Source organism: Allobosea sp. 10L417 (assembly GCF_056395485.1).
Genome location: NZ_JBFTJP010000016.1, coordinates 1 through 20,181, shown reverse-complemented (window position 1 = coordinate 20,181; position 20,181 = coordinate 1). Strand labels below are relative to the sequence as shown.

Below are 20,181 nucleotides of genomic sequence, written 5' to 3'. Positions count from 1 at the left end.
GTAAACTAGAGAGCTGTCGAGGGAGAAGCGCCGCCGGTCGAAGTGGAATTCTTCGAAGAGGCAGCGCGCTTGGTTCCGGAGTTAGCTCTGCCCTCGACCAGGCACGCTAAACGCAGACCCAACCCGCCGGCGGCTCCTTGCCCGGATGCAGGGTTCCACAGTGGGGGCAGGTCCGAGCTGCTTCATTGTTGTAGAACGCACGGTAGAGCGGTGGCAGGTCGTCGACGATGCTGACGAGATCCACTTCCGCACGATGGACGAGATTTTGACAGTGGAAGCAGTACCACTCAAAGGCGTCTAGCCAGCCTTCGGGGCGCTTTGGCTCGATGACCAGACCAATCGACCCTTCTTGGGGTCGCTGGGGGGAGTGGCGCACATGCGGCGGCAGCAGGAAGATCTCGCCTTCGCGGATCGTCACGTCGTAATGCCTGCCCTCATCCACAAGCTTGAGAACCATGTCGCCTTTTAGCTGGTAGAAGAACTCCTCTACCGGATCGTCGTGATAGTCGGTACGCTGGTTGGGGCCGCCGACAACCGTGACAATCAGGTCCGCATCGGCCCAGATCTGCTGGTTTCCCACCGGTGGTTTGAGCAGGTGCTGATGCTCGGCGATCCATTCCTGCAGATTAAAGGCCTTCAGCCGTCCTTCGATTGCCATGGTTCTTTCTCCTCTTTGCGGTTCCGGATTGACACCACAGCCCTGAGCCAGGGCTCCTGAGCTCGACGCGAGGGTGAAGGATTCAGCCAGCAACGGTCGGGGCCGGCTGCCGTGTCGTCACGTTCACGTCGGCTGCTCGCAGGATGTCTTCGGCATGGTCGAGAGGCGGGTAGATGCGTTGCTGATTGGTCCGCCGCTTATGCGCTTTCGCGGCCTCGCCGGTCTTTTCGACGACTCTCTCCCAGCCCACGGTGAGCACCGCGCCTGCGCCGCCTAAGTCGAGGCAGGTGGCATAGGGCGAAGTTTTGAACGCCAAGCGCTCCAAACCAAGCAGGTCTGCCGCGACGTTGTGTCCGGCAAACTTGCCCATCGGAATGGCATGCTGGCAGCTAGGCAGCACGTAATGCCCGTCCTCGGCGTGAGCCGCCGCCGTATCTCCGGCGACGTAGATTGAAGAATTGGCTGGCACACGTAGGAACTCGTCGACGAAGACCCTGCCGATCTTGTCACGGTCGGTTGAAATGCTGGCTGTCAGAGGGCTTGCGAAGATACCCGCCGTCCAGACGACGGTCTGTGCCGGAAGGGTGGTCCCATCATCAAATTCGACCGTATCCGACGACATCGAGACGACCCGGGTGTTCGGCTTGAATTCAACGCCGAGCTGGTCGAGCGCTGCCTGGATTTCCGGTCGTGGCCCCGCACCCAATTCGGGCCCGACTACGGAAGCGATGTCGACCAGGATGATGCGGACTTCGGGGCGAGCCCCGAACTGCTGGGCGATCGCGCCGATGCGATCGACAAACTCTGTCGCGATCTCGATGCCGGTGAAGCCGGCTCCGACCACTACGGCGGTGAAACGACCTTCTCCCCGGGAGCGCTCGTGAAGGTGGCGATCGAGGGCAAGTGCGCCTTCCATCGTGTCGACATCATGAAGAAGCCCGGAGCCCGGGAAGATGGGGCGCCTGATCTGGCTTCCGGCCGCCACGACGAGCCGTCGATAGGCAATATGCGCTATACGGCCGCCGGCCTCCGAGAGTGTGACGGTCTGGTTCGCCTGATCGATTGAGGTGACATTGGCGTCGATCTTCTCCACGCCAATCGGGGTCAGGATTCGAGCAAGCGGGACGGCCAGAGTTGCGGGTTTAGCCTCGTAGAGGCGCGGTCGCATCACAAGCTCATCGCCTGGGCAAACGAGAGCGATAGAAAGCTGGCCGCCATTCTGCTGGTTAATGCGAGCCGCTGATGCCGCGGCCCAAACACCGGCGAACCCGCCGCCGACGATCAGAATATCCTGCATTTGAGCATCCTTCATTTTAAAGTCTGTAAGGAGACGGTGGCTGTCGCGCTCGGAGCGCGGGGCAGCGTTAGAAGTGCTGCCCGCCGTCGAGCTGCGGCGCAGAGGCAAACAGGGCGAGCGCGCTGACGCTGCTCACGACGCAGACGCCGGCCATGTAGATCGTCACCAGAAAGGTGGAGGGATCGACGGCGAGCAGAGACGTTGCGAACAGGGGCGACATTCCCCCGAGTATGGATGCGATACCTAACGTCCATCCCATGCCGGAATAGCGAACCGAGGCCGGGAAGAGATCGGCCAAGATGCTGCCCTGGAGCGCATGTGTGATCGGGAACACCGCGCCCATTGCGACCAGCGTCAAAAATACGACGAGTGGGTTACTGGCGTTAAGGAGCGGGAAGTAGGCCGCCGCGGCCAGCAGCAAGACAAGCGTTCCGATAATGAATACGGACCGGCGGCCATTGCGGTCGGCCCACCTGCCCCAAAACGGGATGGAAACGAGCCAGATAATGCTGCCGCAGGTCACTCCGAGCAGGAGCATCGAACGGTCGAGGCCAAGCACGTTCGTACCGTAGGACAGCGAAAACACGCTCCAGATGTAAGAGACCGTGGAAGCCGAGCAGATCGCCAGCGCTGTCAGCGCGATCCGGAACCAATTCTTCCTGACTGCCTCGAGGCCGGGTGCCGAGACAAGCTCCCGCTCTCTCTGCGCTCTCAGGAAATGCGGCGTCTCTGCGATCTTCAGGCGGATGACGAGGCCGAACAGGACGAGGATGAAGCTCAAAAGAAACGGCACACGCCAAGCCCAGTTCGTGAATGCCTCGGGTGACGCGATCGCGGTGGTGGCGAAGAAGACGAGATTGGCCAGAATCGTGCCGGCCGGCACGCCCATCTGCGGGAAACTGCCATAGAAATTCATCTCGCGGGCGGATGAATGCTCGACTGAGATCAGCACCGCGCCCCCCGTCTCACCACCCAGGGCGATCCCCTGCAGCAGACGCAGCAGTACGAGCAGGACGGGAGCTACAACTCCGATTGTCTCGTAGGTCGGCAAAAGACCTATGAAGGCCGTCGACCCGCCCATAATGAGCATCGAGACGATGAGGACCTCCTTGCGACCGAGTTTGTCGCCGAAATGCCCGAACAGCAGCCCGCCAAATGGTCGTGCCGCAAATCCGACCACATAGGCGGCAAACGCGGCAAGCGTGCCGGCAACTGGATCTAGATCCGGAAAGAACTGGCGGTTGAAGATCAGAGCCGCGGCCGTGCCGTAGAGGATGAAGTCGTACCACTCGATGGTTGCGCCAACGAGACTGGCGGCAGCGACGTTGCGCATGTTCTGGGCGGCTGGCTCCGCGACCCGCATGGGCGATGAGTTATCGATCGTGCGTGATTCTGACATGCTCCCAGGCCCTCCGCTGATGCCATATTCTAGTTATTATATGTCTAGAAAACTCTAGATATCTGGTATCTAGATTGCCATCGCGGATTTCGAGATATATTCATCGCCGCAGCTTATAGATCGGCCGGAGCTATRACGGCGCGGTGCGGAGCGGTGAAGGTGGTCGGATGAAGATGAGCGAAGGAGTCGAATGGGCAGCGCACTGTTGCCTGACGCTCGCCTGGCTCGAGGCCGAAACTGAAGCGGCCATTCCAACGGCAACCCTTGCGGCGGCCTTCGATCTCCCGCCCCACTATCTCAACAAGTTCCTGCAGACACTGTCGCGCGCCGGAGTGCTGACATCGACAGCCGGTCCTCGCGGCGGGTTCAGGCTGGCCCGACGTCCCGAGCAGATCACGCTGTTGGACGTGGTCGAGGCGATTCAGGGCAAGAGCGCAGCTTTCCGCTGCGCGAACATTCGCAGTCGCGGAGCCGGAGCGAGTGCCAAACCGAGCGAATTTGCTCGGCCGTGCGGGGTCGCAATCGCGATGGGTAAGGCGGATCAAGCCTGGCGTGCGAGCTTGGCCAGTCAGACCATCGCCGGACTCATGGGGCCCGGATCCGCAGCCGGTGCCGCGCGCATGCGTTGCTGGTACGCGCGGCGCCGCCGGTAAGCGGCCTGTGATAGGCGATCATGGGGGCTTTTGTGCCGGCGGCCCCTGCAAGGGGGAGTGAGCCAGGCGTCGGAGGCTCGTTCTTGTCATGGATTCGGAACGCAGTGCTATGCTGCCGCCATGAACCAGAATGAGATGTAGCGCCAATGCACTCGACACGTTGTATTCGATGCGGTTCACGGCCGAACCGAGACCCGGATTGTTCTGGCTGGAGGGAATCTCAGTTTGTTGGTCGGTATTCGATTGGCGCCAGGTCAATAGGGGAGGGGCCAACATCAGCCCCTCAGGCGCCCCAGCTCAGGGCCGCACGAACCTTGCTGCCCAGCCCTTTCAGTCGCGGAACGGGTTCATTCGCATAGACAAAGCGGATGTATTGCCCCCCATGCGTTTCGCCCCAACCGACCATTGGCGTGGCACAGACACCTTGCTCAAGTAATCGCTCCGACATGGCTCGCCCATCGAGACCGAAATCGGAAACCCGCAGTAACATCGACCACCCCCCTTTCGGCAGCCCGAAAGGGAGTCCAGCAAGCTCTTGCACGACAGTATCGCGTCGAGTCTGTAACTCCGTCAGATAGGGCGGCAGTGTGTCCTGCGATCTCTCGAGTGCGATCGCCGCGGCGTCCTGACCGATTCCCACAGGCACCACGACATTGGCAAGCGAGACGGCAACGAGATCAGGGATGTAGCTTTCGGGAGCTACGATCCAGCCAACGCGCCAGCCGATCATCCGGAGTTCCTTGGCCGAAGAGCCAATTGTAATCGTCCGTTCGGCCATGCCGGGCAAGTTCGCCGGATGCAAAACCTGGCATCCGTCGAAGACAAGGCGTTCCATGGCGGCATCGACGATCATAGTCAGATCGTGTCGGACACAGAGCTCTGCGGCGAGTTGCCAGTCGTCCGCGTCGAGCATGCCACCTGACGGCATCGATGGCGACATGAGCAGCATGGCCCGGGTTCGGGGCCCAACTGCACTGAAAAGCGCATCCTGATCCAACGTCCAGGCTGCGCCGGGGCAGAAGCGAAACGGAACGAAGCGTGGAACGCCTCCGGCTAGTCGGACGCGGTTGATCAACCCAGCATAGGTTGGATCGGTGACGATGACTTCGTCACCGACCTCTATCGTCGCGAGGAGGACGTTCAGGATGCCGGACAGCCCGCCAGCGGAAATAACGCAATGCCGCTCGCCGTCGTAGGCAACTCCGGACACCTGGCTCACATGCTGGGCTGCAATATTTCTTAGACGGGCCTGACCGACGAACGGCAAATAGGAGTTCGCCGCGTCTTCGACTGCCGCTTGGCGGGTCCGGTCAATCGCCTCCTGGTCGGGAAGGATGTCGGTGTCGAGGTTCTCAAGTCTCAGGAAGTCCTTAGCCGTATCGGCATCGGCAATCGAACCCATTCGGTCGACGCCGATTCCGGCAATATCAAACAATCTAGCGGGGCGGATTCTGACCATGACAATGCCTCGATTAGTTATTAGCTATTATCTATTATCTATTATCTATGAAATCAGATGGACGTGGAAGATGCAAGAGCCCATGTTGGTGACGGGAAGGAACGTTTCCCTCGTCGAACGGATCACGGAAGACTTGGCGAGTCGGATTGTCATGGGCCTTCTCCCTCCGGGAGCGCCACTGCGCCAAGATCATTTCGCAATCGAGTTCAAGGCGAGCCACGTCCCGGTCAGAGAGGCGTTTCGACGGCTGGAGGCGCGCGGTCTCGTGCGTAGCGAGCCGCGTCGGGGAGTTCGAGTCGCTCCACTCGACCCGAGGGCCATCTTTGAAGTTAGCGAGATGCGGGCGGCGCTAGAATCCTTGGCGCTGCGCCACGCGATACCACGGTTGGCATCGGAAGACGCCCTGGCAGCCGAGGCCGCGATTTCGGGCGGGGAACGCTCGGCCGATCTCAAAGTTTGGGATGCTGCTAACCGGCAATTCCATCGCAGTTTGGTAACACCATCTGCTATGCCGCATCTGATCTCGTCGATTGATGATCTGCATCAGGCTGCTGCACGGTTTCTATATGCGACGTGGCGGGCCTTCGAATGGCAGTCTGGCTCCGACGCTGCCGAACACCGAGGAATCCTTGCGGCGGCCGTTGCAGGAGATGTAGACCGCGCGTGCTCCCTGTTGCAGGCACATATAAGGGGCGCTGGGCTTATCCTTATGAGACGCGTTGCAGAAGGTTAAAAACCTTGATGCTCGGAGCGCTGGCCGGCGGCCAGCCAAGAGTGTTGAGGCAGTTGCTAGACCTTCGTATGCAACGTCGTGGGGACCGGCATCAGGCTTCTCACAGGATTCTCGGCTGGAGCAAGCAATTGGTCCCGGCGACGTCTCAGGCAACTCGTGTCGATGGGCCTGGCGACGGTGCGATGCCGACGCCGGCTACCGCCGCCTGCACCCCGAAGTCCTTCATGTTGGTGATCAGGGGGCCGTCGATGGCGACCTCGAACCACTTGCCGTTTTCCATGAACTCCCACTTGTACGGCGTCTTCTGCCCCGGCCAGCGCCAGCCGATGCAGCGATGGGAGAGAAGGTCGCGCGAATGGCCCGGCGTCCCGTTCCGAGCAAGGTAGTCGGGCGAGGCTACCGCGGTCTGGCGTAGCTCCGGGCCGAGTTTCACCGCAATGAGGTCCTTATCGATCACTTCGCCGAGGCGTATGGCGACGTCATAACCCTCGGCAACGATGTTAACCACGGCATCGTCGAGGGTGACGTCTAGTACGACCTGCGGATAGGCTTCACTGAAGGCGCGAAGGATCGGCGTCAGGTGGAGGTCCGCGGCCGCCCGGAAGCAGTGCACCCGCACCGTCCCGGCGGGATGGGTGCGGCGCTCTCGTGTCTCGCCCAGCGCCTCCGCCAACTCCCTAACGGCGGGCTGCACCCGTTCGAACAGCTTGACCCCTGCCTCGGTCAGCGAGACGCTACGTGTGGTGCGGTTGAACAGGCTGACGCCGACCCGCTCCTCGAGCATTCGGACCATCTGGCTCAGCGCCGAGGATGACACGCCGAGATTCTCGGCCGCCCGGCTGAAGTTTAGCGAATCGGCGACAGCCGCGAAGGCACGGAGCTGGTTGAAGTCTCCGGTCGACAGAAGAGAGGATTTCATATTCGCCTTTGATTGCTTAGCCCAGCTTACAAGGCTGATTAGCGCGCGCGGACTAAACGTTTCCGCCATCGTCTTTATACCCTGCTGGGCATTAGATCTGAAGGAAAACGCCATGACAGCGCAAGACACACTCTCGACCGGAAACATAGACGGATTAGTCGCCTTGGCGAAAACCTACTTCGATGCGGCCTACGCGATGGATGCCGATATGTTCGCGACCATCTTCGACCCCACCGCCTTGGTAACCCGGCGCGGCGATGGCGACAGCGTGGTGGTGAACCCTATCGCCGCCTGGCTCAATGCCGTCCGGGCCTGACCTCGCCACAGGATGCCGGCAGCGTGCGCGCCGACCAGATCCTCTCCATCGCCGTGATCCGCGACATGGCACTCCTCAAGCTCCGCTTGCGGATCCCAGCCCGCGAGGTGACGGACCTGCTGTCGTGCTTTTGCCTCAACGGGCGCTGGTAGATCGTTCAGAAGGTGTTCGCCGCCGAGCCCCTGGCTTGAAAGGCCCCGCCCTCAATGCCCGTCCCGCCAAGCCGGAAACGACTGCCGGCTCTGTCGCGCGGGTCGCGGCGACCTAGCGCGATGGATAGGACGGTCGGGTCACCTTGAGTTTCGGTCGCAGATCGGGTCTGAGGCCGGCGCGCAGATACAGCCCATCACCTACGGGCTTGTTGAGGTTGGCTACACGACTTATGGAGGCACGTCAGGTTCCGCCTGCGCTTTCGGCCATGCGCTCTCAGCCCTTTCGCACAACCAGCTATGTTGCCGCTCGCAAGCGGAATATTTGGCGGTCGCCAAGAACACTGGGTAGGTGGCCGGTACGCAGCAGCTACCTCACCTTGCAAAGAGCGCGTCCTATATGGTCCCTTGATAGCTATGGTTGATTCATGCCGGAAGATAGCGAGGGCTGAAGCAACTGATGGCGCTTGGGGCACGCAATCATGGCTGCGAAACGTTCGCGGAAGACCGTCGAAATTCCTGCCGCTTTGGTAGCTTCGATGCAGCAGCAGCGGGTGATTATGTTTTTGGGGGCTGGCGCGTCTATGGAGGCAGGTGCACCCTCCGGCGACGCTCTTCGGGCCTCTTTAGCAAAGCAGTTCTTCGGCACCGAGATGGACGGCTACGACCTGATGTCGGTTGCGGAAATGGCTTTGCAAGCACACGGGAACGGCGTCGTCTTCGAATATTTGCGCACCCTTTTGGCAAGTTATGAGCCATCCGACGCTCACAGGCTCCTGCCGACGTTTCGCTGGCGGACCATCGCCTCCACCAACTACGACCTGCTTGTCGAGCGGGCTTATGCGGCGACGCCCAATCGTGTGCAGAATCTCGTTACGTTCGTTCGGGATACCGAGCCGGTTGAGGAGCGGATGCAGGCAGCGACTCGTGGCGTCGAGTTCCTGAAGCTCCATGGATGCCTTGAGCAACTGCACGATCCGGCTCTGCCTCCGATTCTCTCCCACGAGCACTATGACCGCTACGCCAGCGGACGCACCCGTCTCTTCGGTCGTCTGGAGGATCGCGCTCGCGAGAGCCCAATTGTTTTCTGCGGTTACCGCATGGCGGACGGGCACATCCGCAAGCTTGTTCATCGCTTCGTTGGGCTGGGCAATCGTCCTCGATACTACCTCGTCGTTCCCAACCTTTCAGAGCCTGAGGTTGCCTACTGGTCGAGCATGAATGTCACCGTCATCGATGCTCGATTCGGTGAGTTCATGGAGGCGCTTGATAGAGCGGTTGACCCTCTGTTTCGTTCGCTTGCGGTGGCGGCCGACGTCAAGGAGCTGCCGATCCGCAAGCTCTATCGTGTCAACTCCTTCGAGACACCGCAGCTTAAGGCAACGCTGGAGCGGGATTTCACCTTTCTGCACCAGGATCTGCCGCACCCGCCTCAGGATGCCAGGAAGTTCTACGAGGGCTTCGATACCGGCTGGGGCGCGATAGTCCAGCGGCTCGATGTCGAGCGACGCCTGACTGGCGATCTCGTGCTTAAGGCCGTCACCGACGAAAAGCCCGATTCCGCGGACCTGCGCTTTTTTCTGCTACGCGGCCCGGGTGGAGCTGGAAAGACCATCGCTCTCAAGCGTGCAGCCTGGGATGCGGCCACCGTCTGTGGCGCGCTTGTGCTTTGGCTCGAGCCGGGTGGGGCGCTCATAGGTGAGCGCCTGGTCGAGCTGCATGAACTAACTGGACGCCGGATTTTCCTGTTCGTCGATCGCGTCGCCCTCCATGCCGACCGGGTGGCTGCCGTTCTGAGACTGGCGAAATCTCGCAAGATGCCGCTGACCGTGATCGCTGCGGAGCGGGATACCGACTGGAATGTCTATGCTGACGCGCTGAAGCCTTTCGCTCCGACAGAGCTGCGAGTTGCAAACCTGTCCACGGGAGAGATCGAGCGCCTCCTGGATCTTCTCACCCGTCATCAATCTCTCGGGCTTTTGGCCACGATGACGCGAGCTGAGCAAGTTCATGCCTTTCAACAGCGAGCAGAGCGCCAGTTGCTCGTGGCCCTGCACGAGGCGACGCAAGGCAAACGGTTCGAGGAGATCGTCTTCGAGGAATATCAGCGCATTGTCCCAGGGCAGGCGCAGCGTCTTTACCTAGACATCGCAACCATGAACCAATTCGCTGTGCCCGTGCGTGCTGGAACAATCTCGCGCATTTCCGGTATCCGCTTCGAGGACTATGAGCGTGACTTTTTTGATCCTCTGCAGAACGTCGTGATGACGCTGCGCGACCCTTACACTGGCGATTTCCAGTATCGCGCGCGCCACTCGCGCGTTGCGCAGTTCGTGTTCAGAGGGGCTTGCCCAACGGACGAGGAGAAGGTCGCCCAACTCACCCGCATCATCAACGGTCTTGATCCTGGTTATTCAACCGATAGCCAAGTGCTCCAAGACATCGTGCGTGGGCGCAAGCTGAGCGAGGACTTGTCGAGTGTCGAGGCCGGACGGGCGCTTTATCGGGCCGCAGTCGCCGCTGTCCCGGAGAATGCGCATATTCTCCAGCACTGGGCAATTTTCGAGATGCATCACAAGCATGGCTCGCTTGCCGAGGCGGAGGACCTCGCTCGCCGCGCCCGTGAACTGTCCCCGAAGTCAGGCTCCATCATCCATACGCAAGCTGAGGTCGCGCGCCACCGCGCCAACGCAGAGCGCTCGATCGCGCTCAAGGAGCAGTTTCGGCGGCAGGCGCGCGAGCGCCTCGATGAAATGAGCTCGTCGAAAGACCCGCTGACCGCAACCAGTCGCTGCAAGCTTATCATCGACGAAATCGAGACCTTAGGCGAAAGCCTTACCGAGGACAGCAAGGAGCACGATGTTGCCTATTTTGCCACCCAGGTGAAGTCTGCCGAGGATCAGCTCGCACGTGCTCGACAGATTGCTCCCGAAAGTCCAGATGTCGAGCAGGTTGAAGCGCGACTCCACGACGTACTTGAACGACCGGAGAAGGCTCTGCGGGCATTGGAACGCGCGTTTGCGCTCGGCGCCAAGGGCTCTGGTGTCGCGATCAGGCTTGCGAATGCCTATGTTGCACGAGGCAATACTGAGAAAGCGGAACGCGTCTACACGGCGGCCTTGGAGCGACTCCCTGACGATAAGCAGCTGCACTTGGAAATGTCCAAATTGCTCCTCGCCGTCGGTGGTGATCGCAATCTAATCGGAGGACACTTGGCTCGCAGCTACAGCAAGGGCGACCACAACTTCGAATCTCGGCACCTCCATGCGCAGTTTCTGTTCCTGATCGGATCGGCCGCTGAGGCTGCGGAAATCTTCTCCGATGTGGATAAGCGGACGCCAGCCGATTGGAGATCATCCATTCCTCGGCGGGATTCTCCAATTTCGGCGCTCCTCGGCCGATACAGCGGCACTGTGAGAAAGCAGGAATTGAACTATCTCTTCGTGAGGTCATCAGCCTACCCGAAGGACATCTATGGTCGGCAGGACCAGGCAACTCCCGACGATTGGTCCAATCTCACGGTCGGGTCTGAGATGAATTTCCTGATCCGGTTCACCAGATCGGGGCCTGTCGCCACCGACATGAAACCGGGCCGCGTTGCCATGAGTGCTGTGGCTTGAAAATTCTGGTCGGCTCCATTGCAGATTGCGGATGCCGGAAACTCAGACGTCTTCCCGCGGCTGCTGGACAACGAGACCAAGTTGCCGCGCCTGGTCGAGCAGCGATTTCACCGAGGAGGCAGCCCACTGCCGCCCGCCGCGGGGCGTCCGCTCCCGCATCCGCTCGAGCTGAGCGGCGATGTCGCGGAGGCTGAGATCCGGATCGGCGATGGCGATTCCGGCAGCCAGTGTCATCAGCCGGTCTTCGGGCGGGCGTCGAGGCGAGCGTTGGAGCAGTGCCGGCTCCGCCATCTTCTCGCGCACCAGCCGGTGCACAGCGCGCCGCAGCTTCTCGATCGTCCAGTTCTGACCACGCTGGTTCAGCACGCGCACGACATCGTCCCAATTGTGCTGTGGCCGCAGGCGCCGCACGATCGGCAGCCAGCTCGAGGCCGAGGCGATCAGGTCGCCGACATAGACGCGCTGGCGCGCGGCTGAGGCGGCGCGGATCGCCTCCGGACGGCGCTCGCGCAGGCCGGGGTTGCCGGCGAGCTTGCCGCGCGCTTTGGCGGCCCGCATGCCGGCTTTGGTGCGCTCGGCGATCAGGGCGCGCTCGAGCTGGGCGACGGCGCCGAGGACCTGCAGCGAGAACATGCCTTGCGGGGTCGAGGTGTCGATCGGGTCGCGCAGCGAGCGGAAATGCGCCTTGCGCTCCTCAAGATCCTCGATCACCGCGAGCAGGTGGCTGACGGAGCGAGCGAGGCGGTCGAGGCGCACGACCACGAGGACGTCGCCGGCGCCGAGCTCGCGCATCAGCTTGGCTAGGACCGGCCGGGCCCGCGAAGCGCCCGAGCCGTGCTCCTGATGGATGATCTGGCACCCGGCCGCGCGCAGCTCATCGACCTGGGCATCGGTTGCCTGCTCGTCGGTCGAGACCCGGGCGTAGCCAATCAGGCGCCGGATCGGCCGGAGGGGGGCGGGGTAGGGGCTGGCCATAGCGTTTCCGGGGTGATTCCGACCCCTTTGTACAATCACGACAGATTTGAGGAAACGGTCCTTTGCAGACGTGTTTTATCGACCGATTCAGAGAGTCATAGAGGCCGATCGAACTGATCCGATGGGTTGGGTCGCAAAAGCCGAGAAGGGGCCTCTACGGGCTTCTGGGGGGCTTTTGGCCGTTTCGGCGGCTTTTGATGCCGGAGAAAGCCGCAGCGCGCCCAATCCTGGACCTGGCGAGAACAGCGTGGCAAGTCCGCTGCGTCAGAGTCGGAAATTATGAGACTACGTAACTAATGGGGGATTTTCTCGCTTCGCCATCCTGGAGGCGAGCAAATCCAATCGGTTAGGTGGCGATTGCCGATCCGGCTGCTGATTTCGTCTCAGCAAAAGCGCTCTGAAAGTGCCTGAACGGCGGCCGAGTCTCACGAATTCCGGTCAGCTGACAGGAGTCGTTCGAAGCGTGATTTTCGGTGTTCCTGACGTCGTTTTCGGCCATTCCTTATATAAAGAGAAAAACGTCCGATAATGCAACCTTATCGGTCATTCTTTCGCGTCGACAGGACGTGCGGTTTTGTTTGAGAGGCATAGCCTAAAGCGCACATGCGTGACATGATCCTCGGACGATGGCCGCTCTCGATTCGACCGCCAGTGTCGCTTTCACGCCCCCGGTTGTCCCCGGCTGGGCCGTGCCGCGTGGGCTCGTGACAACCGACGCCGAAGCGGCGTTTCTGGCTGGCGCCGCGTTGAATTCGCTCAACAATCTGGTGCTTGCCGACCCGCCTTGGGTTGGAGCCTGGCGTCAGCGCCTTGCCCTGAAAAGCGCTGCCGTGGCCGTCGCGCTCGTCGGACGGACCGAGACCGAAGCGCAGTTGCGCGACGCCTGGCATCTTCGCCAACCGGGAGCCGAACTCGGACCCGCCGGCAACATCTTCGCGGCGTGGCGTTGGCTGGCTTCGCGTTCCCCCGCGCTCGATGAGACGATGTTGCGTTCGACGATCGAACTGCTCGGCTTGCGCTGGAGCAATGATCTCGGCCGGTTGCCGGAGGATCTCGATGAGGTGACGCGCTCCGGCCGACCTGCGCCATTGATCGCGGCCCAGATTTTGATCGAGGTTCAGTGCCTGCGTCCCGACGCTGGGCTGCTCGGCTGGTGGCTCGCCGATCTAGCCTTGGCCCAGAGAATGCGCTGGTCGATGGCCGTGCCTTTGCTGGTGATGCAAGCGGGCGGCGCCGCCTTTCGCAACCCGGGAGATCGCAGCCGGATTCGTCCGGGAGGGGAGGGGTTCGAGCGTGCGATCTGCGTGGCGCTCGCGCTGGCCGCGGCCGAGGCCTGCCGGATCGCTGGCGACATCGCACCGCAAGCCGCGCGTCTCACCGCCGTCACGCCGAAGCTGCGCGCTAAGGGGGCAGGGGAAGTGATCCGGCGCTTGCTCGACGAGGATGCCGTGTCCGGCACGCTGCAGACGAAAAATCTGACGCGCTGGGGCGCGCGCCGATTGTTCGAGCGGCTGATCGTCCTGCAGGCCGTGCGCGAGCTCAGCGGTCGCGCGAGTTTCCGGCTCTACGGGCTTTGACGCGATGGCCAGGCGCACCCAAGCGGAGGAACTGTTTGACACCGAGCTCACTGACCTGCCGCCGGACATGCGCTGGCGTGAGTGGATGGGACGGGTCGAGGCCGTGATTTTCGCCTCACCCAAGCCGGTCGATCGCGAAACCCTGGCGCGGGTCGTCGGTCGCGACTGCAGCCTCGATTTGTTGATCGCCGACATCCGCGACGAATTGCGTGGTCGTCCTTACGAGCTGGTTTCGGTCGCGGGCGGCTGGCAGCATCGCACGAAGAAGAGCTTCGCCGTCGCGATCCGCACCGCGACCGGGCTCGGCGGAACCGACAGCAAGGCCCTGTCCCAGTCCGAGAGCCTCGTGCTGCTCTGTATCGGCTATTTTCAGCCGATCACCCGCGCCGAGCTCGGCAAGGTCTTCGGCAAGGAGATCAGCCGCGATACCATCGGCCATCTCCGCAAGCTCGGCTTCATCGCAGCCGGCCCCCGCAGCCCGCAACCAGGCGCGCCTTATACCTATGTCACGACGCCTAAGTTTCTGTCGGTGTTTGGCCTCGCCAGTCTGCGCGATCTGCCCGACATCGAGAAGCTCGAGGACGCCGGCCTGCTGACTAAGGACAATCTCCTGGCCGTCGATGTTCCGATCGGAATCGACGACAACGAGGATGAAGAGGTTTCCCAGGATGTCGTCGACGAGCCGAATGTGTCGGACGGACTGGAGCCGTGAACGGCAAGCGCCGTTCCAAGGTTGCGCCCGGCGTTAACACCTCACTCGGCGCGCAAATTGTCCGCCGAGGTTTTACCAGACCGCTTGTCCTGCACAAGTTCGTAGGAAATCTTCTGACCTTCCCGAAGCTCGCGCAGACCGGCCCGCTCGACCGCGCTGATATGGACAAAGGCATCCTGGCCGCCGTCATCCGGCTGGATGAAACCAAAGCCCTTGGTCGCATTGAACCACTTCACCGTTCCTGTCGCCATGATCCACCTTTCGCTTATTGGGCGGGCGAACATGGCATGGCGAGTAAATTCGGCAAGCCCAAGATGCGGGTTCGATGTGCTTGCTGCACGCCCCGGCGCGGCGGCGCAGGCGGTAATTCCACCTCAGCCGACGTTTGACGAATTCGGCTCGTCCGGCGGCAAGCTGTCAGGACGTGGCGCCATGCCAGCGGCCGCCCGGAGTGCATTATTGATGAGGTCCTGCCAGCCTGGCCCGGCGTTTTGGAAGTGTTCGAGCACGTCGCGATCGATCCTTAGTGACACCAGTTCCTTGGCTCCGGGGATCGCCGGCCGCTTGTCGATCGGCGCTGCTGCCTTGGGAGCCGCGGGCTTGAACAACGCCTCGGCCTCGTCGCGGGCGCTGGTGGGTCTGCGGGTCCTGGCGCGGCTCATGATGCCTCTGCAAATGATCGCTGTGGCGGCCGATGACGAGCGCCACTTTTCGGTTAGGTTGTCGCCTTGGCCTTCGCGCGCTGCACCGGTTTTGCCGCAGCCAGCTCCGCCACCGCGGCCGTAGGTTTGCGGCCAAGCCCGAGTGCCTTCGCCATGGCCGAGCGCGCTTCGGCGTAATTTGGCGCTACCATCGGATAGTCGGCGGGCAGGCCCCACTTCGCCCGGTATTGCGCGGGCGTCATGTCGTACTTGTGCTCAGATGCCGCTTCATCGATTTGAACGCCCTGCCATCTTCAAGGCAGATGATCGCGTCGGGGGTCACGGACTTTCTGATCGGCACTGCCGGAACCCGCGGCTCGGCGGCCGGCGCAGGCGGTGCAATGCCCAAGCCTGCCAGCACGCCATGGGTGTTGGCGATGAGGTCGGCTAGGTCGGCCCGAGTGACGTTGTTATGGGCGATGTAGGCCGCAACGACCATCGCGGCCAGATCGACCAGCCGTGTGCTCTCGTTTGTCATTCGAATTCCAGATCCTCTGAGGTTCACGTCCGCCGGGGGCAAACGTCCCCAGTCACCCAAAAAGGGGCTGATGATTCTCGCTCGGGCGGCAACGTTGACAATGTAAGAGCGACACCTCGGAGCTTCGATATACCGCCGCAGGACCACGCTGCAAATCACCCTCAACTGCCGATGGCTATCAAAGCTGGCACACGCCGATATCTGGACATTGGCAGATACCCATCTGTGGCTCGGGGCTCGGTGACCGCCCCGCTCCATGAAGACTGGCCGTCCACCCAGAGGACGCGAAAGTGGCCCTTAGCCGCCGTTCGGAAAGTCCGCTTTCCGGCAATCCTGTCCTCGCGACGCCACTATGGGTGAAGCTGGCCCTCTCCCGACATACGGAAGGTCTGCTTCCCGGCAAGGCATCGAACGCGCATTCGTAGGCGGGTTCATCCGGGGATCTCCAGCGCAGGTGCTGGAGCTTCGCAGTCCCAGCAGTCCAGCGCCGCCCCCGGATGAACAACCTTCATAGCTTCGACAGCTAGCTACCGGAGCCCACGCAACTTGCGACATTCTGCGGCGTGCAGACGTCGAGGCCAGTATAGGTGGGATCCTTCGGCGCGGGCTTGCCGTCCTTCATGTCCTTGAGGAACAGCATGGTCCTGTAACCCATCTCGAATGGGCGCTGACCAACTTGCCCCTTGGACAGGCCGGCCTTCAGAAGATCCATCTGGACGGGCAGCGTATCGGCGACGACGAGTGCAAGAGAGCCGTCGTCGATGCGGGCCTTATACTTCTCTGCGACCTTGCGATACGCTTGCGGGATGAACTGCGGGAAGCCGCCGGTCGGCACGAAAGCATCGAGCTTTGGGTTCTTGCCGAGCGTATCTTCCATCTGCTGCACCGAGAGCGGAAAATCGTCATTGGTGTAGAGCGGGCAACCTGCGACCTCGGTCCAGCCATTCTGGCCCGAGAGCCTCGTGCCGGGAGCGGAACCAGATTTCGCACCTGACAGCGTATCGCGGATTCCTTGCATGCGCTCGTTATGGTTTGCAGCAGCCGCGCCACCGGACTGGATGCAGATCGTCCCGCCCTTCGGCTTGATCTGCTGGACGAGCTTCGCGAGGTTGACGCCGATGTCATAGTTATACGTGCCGACATAGGCGGTGCGCAGAGCCTTGTCCTTCGCGAGCAGGTCTGAATCCCAGGTCAGGACCGGAATTCCCGCTTTCTTTGCGCCCTCGAGCGCCTTGCCCATCGCGGCTGCATTCGACGGAGAGACGGCGATGCCATCGACCTTCTTGGTAATGAGATCGTTGACGACCTGGACCTGTTCATCGCCGCCGCCATGCTCGCCGGGGCCGATATAGAGACATTCGATCGCGCCATTGGATTCCTTCTCGGCCTTCTTGCAGCCGTCCCGGGCCTGGTCGAAGAAGGGGTTGTTCATGTTCTTGGGAACCAGAGCGAAGACGTATTTCCTGCCCTGAGCCTGAACTTCTCCTCCAACAGCGAGCAGTGCGAGCGCGGCGACACCTAAAGTCAGCGTTTTCATGAGGGTCTCCTCCTGGTGGTTATGGTTGTCCGGCATTCATCATGCCGAACGCCTGCCGCGGATCCGCTGCAGCAGAACCGCCAACACGATGAACAGGCCGACGAAGGCGCCTTGCCAGTTGGCGTCGACGCCGGCCATGAGAAGAGAATTGCGGATCACCTCGATGAGCGCGGCGCCGATCACAGCGCCGTAGGCCCCGCCTTGCCCGCCCATCAGGTCCGCGCCGCCGATCACGGTCGAAGCGATCACGCGCAATTCGTAACCCTGTCCGAGCGCATTGATGGCGGAGCCCTGCCAGCCGACGATGAGGACGGCGCTCAGCGCGGCTGTCAGGCCCGAGACGATATAGGCCTGCAGCTTGATCCGCCGGACCGGCACGCCCGTCAGGCGGGCTGCGTTCTCATTGCTGCCGATGGCGTAGAGATAATTGCCCCAGCTCGTGAAGTTGAGAATGATGCTGAAGGTGACGGCCAGCACGAGCAGCACCCAGACCGGGTTGGCAATGCTGAAGATGGAGCCGCCGCCGATCGCATTGAAAGCGTCTCCCGAGGGACCGAATTCGTAGATCATCTTGTTCTGAGACAGGACGATGGCGAGCGAGCGGGCTCCGGACAGCATCCCGAGCGTGACGACGAAGGCCGGGAGGCCGACATAGGAGATCAGGACGCCATTCACGACCCCGACGACCACTCCGGTGAGAAGACCGGCGAGGATTGCGAGCGCCCAATGCCCCTCGGCCTGGAGAACGAGGCCGCAGACGACGCCGGCGAGCCCCATGATCGACCCGACCGACAAATCGATGCCGCCCGTGAGGATGACGGCGGTCATGCCGATCGCCATGATGCCGATGAAGGCGAAATTTCGCGTGATGTTGAAGAAGTTGTCGGCCGAGGCAAACGCCTCCGGTTGATACCAGGTCATGGCTAGGGTCATGACGATGAGGGCGATCGTCACCCAGAAGGGCTGGCTGGAGAGCAGCCTCTGCCCAAAACTCCGCTCCCTGAGGCCAGTGACGTCCTCGATCGCGACACTGCCTTGAAGCGGGCGGGTAACGGCGCTCGACATGGGCGGCTCCTTGCGCAGCATCAGGCGGTCTGGATGGCCCCGGTGATCAATCCCGTGACCTCCTCAGGCGAACTCGACGCAATAGGCTTGTCGGCGACCTTGCGGCCTCGTCTCATGACGACCACCCGGTCGCAAACGGCGAACACGTCCGGCATGCGGTGACTGATGAGGACGACTGCGATTCCGCGATCCTTGAGCCGGTGGATCATATCCAGCACCTCGGCGACCTGACGAACGCTGATGGCCGCGGTTGGCTCGTCCATGAGCACCATCTTCGCGTTGGCAAGGCGTGTCCGTGCAATTGCCACAGCTTGGCGCTGGCCGCCGGACATCAGTCTCACGAGATCGCGGGGGCGGGTCTCAGACTTCAGCTCTTTGAACAGCTCGGCGGCGCGGGCGTACATCCCCTTGTAGTCGAGGACCGCAAGCGGACCGATGCGGCGTTTCAGTTCCCTTCCAAGGAATACGTTCGCGGCCGCGCTCAGGTTGTCGCACAGGGCGAGGTCCTGATAGACAACCTCAATCCCCTCAGTCCGGGCATCAACTGGCCTGCGAAAGTGCTTGACCATGCCATCGAGGCGAAGCTCTCCCTCGGACGGAAGATAATTACCGGCGACAACCTTCACTAACGTCGATTTTCCCGCACCATTATCACCCATGAGGCCGACAACTTCACCTGCGTCAATTGCTAGATCGACGGCCTTTAGTGCCTCGATCGCGCCGAAGTGCTTTGAAATTCCCCGAAGTTCCAGCAGAGGCATAGGTCTATTCCTTATGCTTCGGGCGATCTATATTTGTTTAAACCATAATTCAGATAATTTTTATAAGTCATATTCAATTATATTAGCTTATGTGATAAATGATTTAAACAATTATTCAAAATATCTGATGTTAATTTTTATAGCCGTGCATTTACATAACCGATCGCCAGCCGCCGCGTCGTCGAAATAGCTGAGCTATTCGCCACATCACATTTGCAGTCCATTCTCTTCAGACCGCGCCGAGCATTCGGAGYGCAGTCATCGGCGCGAACCTCGATGACTCCATAGCTAATGCCTAGAACGCGGGCGTCTGCTGTGCCTCAGGCTCTTTCGCAAATCGTCCTCGCAGAATGCTTCCAGCGAAATCCTACGCTCAACAGACGATTTCGTCATTCAGGTAAAGGCGTTCGTCTGCCTTCTCCCGCCCGTCTGGCGGGGCGGGACCGGCATTCAGAGAGCCTCCACCCTCCTTGCAGCCGGCATGACGTGGCCAGCCGCTTTCCCAATTGTCGGGCACGCGCGACCTCTGCGCATCCTCGTCCTGTTGTTCGTCGCTGGCAGTTTTGACGGGGATCACCGAGATCTGTTGATCGTCGCGGTCCCCCGGCTACCTGCGCTGCCATTCAGCCCGGAGTCGCACAGGCAATGGCTCAACGTCCGGTCATGGCGCTCTGTGTCTTGTCGCTTTCGGCAATGCTACTGCTGTGGAAGTCCCGCCTTGTGGCTAGTCAGGCAGCGGGCGTTAGCGGCTGCGTGTTCGGCTGCGCAACGCCAGACATGCGGCGTCACGAAGTTCAGAACCGCTGACGCCTCCTCGCGCCGCCACCTTGAGACCCGAGCGCAGCATCAGCAACATCCTGCCGGCGGCGTCGGCGTCGAGCCTCTCGTCGAGTTCGCCGTCTTCCATACCAGCGCGAACGCGAGCCGCGAATGCCTTGACCAAGGTCATGCTGGCAGCTTCGTTGAGAGCATTGATTTCAGGGTCTGCGCGGCTGAACTCGACGATCGACCCAACGCCCAAGCAGCCGCTTTCGACGTCATCGCTGGAACCCAGTCCGACGAGAAAGGCGGTTTCGATACCTTTGGCCGGCGACCCTTTCGCCAGGGCCTCGTGCATCTGCGCTGCTTCATCGCCGAGAAGGTTCTGGAGAACCGGGAGGGCGGCTCGACGC

At 61.5% G+C, this 20,181-nt stretch carries 18 protein-coding genes and 2 pseudogenes; 7 read left to right on the top strand and 13 right to left on the bottom strand.

The genetic code is table 11. From position 1 onward, the window contains the following. Window positions 1–106 precede the first annotated feature (106 nt). The 3 genes from AC1DE3_RS26200 to AC1DE3_RS26190 all read right to left on the bottom strand — a co-directional run bounded on the left by AC1DE3_RS26200 (window position 107) and on the right by AC1DE3_RS26190 (window position 3,354). On the bottom strand, window positions 107–658 hold the full coding sequence (locus AC1DE3_RS26200; RefSeq protein ID WP_476852909.1) for a 3-hydroxyanthranilate 3,4-dioxygenase: 552 nt from the start codon (window positions 656–658) through the stop codon (window positions 107–109). Between the two features lie 82 nt (window positions 659–740). Next, window positions 741–1,955, bottom strand: coding sequence for an NAD(P)/FAD-dependent oxidoreductase (locus AC1DE3_RS26195; protein ID WP_476852908.1), 1,215 nt, complete (start codon window positions 1,953–1,955; stop codon window positions 741–743). Between the two features lie 67 nt (window positions 1,956–2,022). Further along, window positions 2,023–3,354, bottom strand: coding sequence for an MFS transporter (locus tag AC1DE3_RS26190; protein ID WP_476852907.1), 1,332 nt, complete (start codon window positions 3,352–3,354; stop codon window positions 2,023–2,025). Between the two features lie 167 nt (window positions 3,355–3,521). Here AC1DE3_RS26190 and AC1DE3_RS26185 point away from each other — a divergent pair, with 167 nt between their 5' ends. Next, a complete protein-coding gene (locus AC1DE3_RS26185; protein WP_476852906.1) occupies window positions 3,522–4,007 on the top strand; it encodes an RrF2 family transcriptional regulator in 486 nt (161 codons plus the stop codon). 283 nt (window positions 4,008–4,290) lie between these two features. Here the strand turns inward: AC1DE3_RS26185 and AC1DE3_RS26180 are convergent, their stop codons facing one another. Next, window positions 4,291–5,466 (bottom strand): pyridoxal phosphate-dependent aminotransferase, encoded by a 1,176-nt coding sequence (locus AC1DE3_RS26180; protein ID WP_476852905.1) that lies wholly within the window; start codon window positions 5,464–5,466, stop codon window positions 4,291–4,293. A gap of 70 nt (window positions 5,467–5,536) precedes the next feature. Here AC1DE3_RS26180 and AC1DE3_RS26175 point away from each other — a divergent pair, with 70 nt between their 5' ends. After that, complete coding sequence (locus AC1DE3_RS26175) at window positions 5,537–6,199, top strand: GntR family transcriptional regulator (protein ID WP_476852933.1); 663 nt, start codon at window positions 5,537–5,539, stop codon at window positions 6,197–6,199. Between the two features lie 145 nt (window positions 6,200–6,344). Here the strand turns inward: AC1DE3_RS26175 and AC1DE3_RS26170 are convergent, their stop codons facing one another. Next, window positions 6,345–7,118 (bottom strand): LysR family transcriptional regulator, encoded by a 774-nt coding sequence (locus tag AC1DE3_RS26170; protein WP_476852904.1) that lies wholly within the window; start codon window positions 7,116–7,118, stop codon window positions 6,345–6,347. A 112-nt stretch (window positions 7,119–7,230) separates the two neighbouring features. Here AC1DE3_RS26170 and AC1DE3_RS26165 point away from each other — a divergent pair, with 112 nt between their 5' ends. From AC1DE3_RS26165 to AC1DE3_RS26155, 3 genes are all read left to right on the top strand, one after another. Then, window positions 7,231–7,434 (top strand): hypothetical protein, encoded by a 204-nt coding sequence (locus tag AC1DE3_RS26165; protein WP_476852903.1) that lies wholly within the window; start codon window positions 7,231–7,233, stop codon window positions 7,432–7,434. 23 nt (window positions 7,435–7,457) lie between these two features. Beyond that, window positions 7,458–7,586, top strand: coding sequence for a nuclear transport factor 2 family protein (locus AC1DE3_RS26160; protein ID WP_476852902.1), 129 nt, complete (start codon window positions 7,458–7,460; stop codon window positions 7,584–7,586). A 479-nt stretch (window positions 7,587–8,065) separates the two neighbouring features. After that, a complete protein-coding gene (locus tag AC1DE3_RS26155) occupies window positions 8,066–11,203 on the top strand; it encodes a P-loop NTPase (RefSeq protein WP_476852901.1) in 3,138 nt (1,045 codons plus the stop codon). A 42-nt stretch (window positions 11,204–11,245) separates the two neighbouring features. Here AC1DE3_RS26155 and AC1DE3_RS26150 read toward each other — a convergent pair whose 3' ends face one another. Beyond that, entirely contained in the window at window positions 11,246–12,178 is a 933-nt protein-coding gene (locus AC1DE3_RS26150) for a recombinase family protein (protein ID WP_476852900.1), read from the bottom strand. Between the two features lie 689 nt (window positions 12,179–12,867). Between AC1DE3_RS26150 and AC1DE3_RS26145 the strand changes: the two genes are divergently transcribed. Beyond that, window positions 12,868–13,755 carry a DUF1403 family protein gene (locus AC1DE3_RS26145; protein ID WP_476797908.1) on the top strand — a complete coding sequence of 296 codons (888 nt, stop codon included), beginning with the start codon at window positions 12,868–12,870 and terminating at the stop codon, window positions 13,753–13,755. A gap of 4 nt (window positions 13,756–13,759) precedes the next feature. Continuing rightward, a complete protein-coding gene (gene scpB / locus AC1DE3_RS26140) occupies window positions 13,760–14,467 on the top strand; it encodes an SMC-Scp complex subunit ScpB (protein WP_441514427.1) in 708 nt (235 codons plus the stop codon). 41 nt (window positions 14,468–14,508) lie between these two features. Here the strand turns inward: scpB and AC1DE3_RS26135 are convergent, their stop codons facing one another. From AC1DE3_RS26135 to AC1DE3_RS26105, 7 genes and pseudogenes are all read right to left on the bottom strand, one after another. Beyond that, window positions 14,509–14,718, bottom strand: a complete 210-nt coding sequence (locus AC1DE3_RS26135) for a cold-shock protein (protein ID WP_441514426.1) — start codon at window positions 14,716–14,718, stop codon at window positions 14,509–14,511. Between the two features lie 123 nt (window positions 14,719–14,841). Beyond that, entirely contained in the window at window positions 14,842–15,129 is a 288-nt protein-coding gene (locus AC1DE3_RS26130; protein ID WP_441514425.1) for a BrnA antitoxin family protein, read from the bottom strand. 53 nt (window positions 15,130–15,182) lie between these two features. Further along, a pseudogene (locus tag AC1DE3_RS26125) lies at window positions 15,183–15,646 on the bottom strand (Ros/MucR family transcriptional regulator). A gap of 523 nt (window positions 15,647–16,169) precedes the next feature. Beyond that, entirely contained in the window at window positions 16,170–17,183 is a 1,014-nt protein-coding gene (locus AC1DE3_RS26120) for a sugar-binding protein (protein ID WP_441514423.1), read from the bottom strand. 39 nt (window positions 17,184–17,222) lie between these two features. Further along, window positions 17,223–18,248 (bottom strand): ABC transporter permease, encoded by a 1,026-nt coding sequence (locus AC1DE3_RS26115; protein ID WP_441514422.1) that lies wholly within the window; start codon window positions 18,246–18,248, stop codon window positions 17,223–17,225. Window positions 18,249–18,268: 20 nt separating this feature from the next. Then, window positions 18,269–19,009 (bottom strand): ATP-binding cassette domain-containing protein, encoded by a 741-nt coding sequence (locus AC1DE3_RS26110; RefSeq protein WP_441514421.1) that lies wholly within the window; start codon window positions 19,007–19,009, stop codon window positions 18,269–18,271. Window positions 19,010–19,751: 742 nt separating this feature from the next. Then, window positions 19,752–20,181: pseudogene (locus AC1DE3_RS26105) on the bottom strand (hypothetical protein); the annotation flags it as partial.

Excerpts from the sequence above, each read along its gene's own strand:
- AC1DE3_RS26200 (WP_476852909.1), bottom strand. The coding sequence starts at position 658 with ATGGCAATCGAAGGACGGCTGAAGGCCTTTAATCTGCAGGAATGGATC.
- AC1DE3_RS26195 (WP_476852908.1), bottom strand. The coding sequence starts at position 1,955 with ATGCAGGATATTCTGATCGTCGGCGGCGGGTTCGCCGGTGTTTGGGCC.
- AC1DE3_RS26190 (WP_476852907.1), bottom strand. The coding sequence starts at position 3,354 with ATGTCAGAATCACGCACGATCGATAACTCATCGCCCATGCGGGTCGCG.
- AC1DE3_RS26185 (WP_476852906.1), top strand. The coding sequence starts at position 3,522 with ATGAAGATGAGCGAAGGAGTCGAATGGGCAGCGCACTGTTGCCTGACG.
- AC1DE3_RS26180 (WP_476852905.1), bottom strand. The coding sequence starts at position 5,466 with ATGGTCAGAATCCGCCCCGCTAGATTGTTTGATATTGCCGGAATCGGC.
- AC1DE3_RS26175 (WP_476852933.1), top strand. The coding sequence starts at position 5,537 with ATGCAAGAGCCCATGTTGGTGACGGGAAGGAACGTTTCCCTCGTCGAA.
- AC1DE3_RS26170 (WP_476852904.1), bottom strand. The coding sequence starts at position 7,118 with ATGAAATCCTCTCTTCTGTCGACCGGAGACTTCAACCAGCTCCGTGCC.
- AC1DE3_RS26165 (WP_476852903.1), top strand. The coding sequence starts at position 7,231 with ATGACAGCGCAAGACACACTCTCGACCGGAAACATAGACGGATTAGTC.
- AC1DE3_RS26155 (WP_476852901.1), top strand. The coding sequence starts at position 8,066 with ATGGCTGCGAAACGTTCGCGGAAGACCGTCGAAATTCCTGCCGCTTTG.
- AC1DE3_RS26150 (WP_476852900.1), bottom strand. The coding sequence starts at position 12,178 with ATGGCCAGCCCCTACCCCGCCCCCCTCCGGCCGATCCGGCGCCTGATT.
- scpB (WP_441514427.1), top strand. The coding sequence starts at position 13,760 with ATGGCCAGGCGCACCCAAGCGGAGGAACTGTTTGACACCGAGCTCACT.
- AC1DE3_RS26135 (WP_441514426.1), bottom strand. The coding sequence starts at position 14,718 with ATGGCGACAGGAACGGTGAAGTGGTTCAATGCGACCAAGGGCTTTGGT.
- AC1DE3_RS26130 (WP_441514425.1), bottom strand. The coding sequence starts at position 15,129 with ATGAGCCGCGCCAGGACCCGCAGACCCACCAGCGCCCGCGACGAGGCC.
- AC1DE3_RS26120 (WP_441514423.1), bottom strand. The coding sequence starts at position 17,183 with ATGAAAACGCTGACTTTAGGTGTCGCCGCGCTCGCACTGCTCGCTGTT.
- AC1DE3_RS26115 (WP_441514422.1), bottom strand. The coding sequence starts at position 18,248 with ATGTCGAGCGCCGTTACCCGCCCGCTTCAAGGCAGTGTCGCGATCGAG.
- AC1DE3_RS26110 (WP_441514421.1), bottom strand. The coding sequence starts at position 19,009 with ATGCCTCTGCTGGAACTTCGGGGAATTTCAAAGCACTTCGGCGCGATC.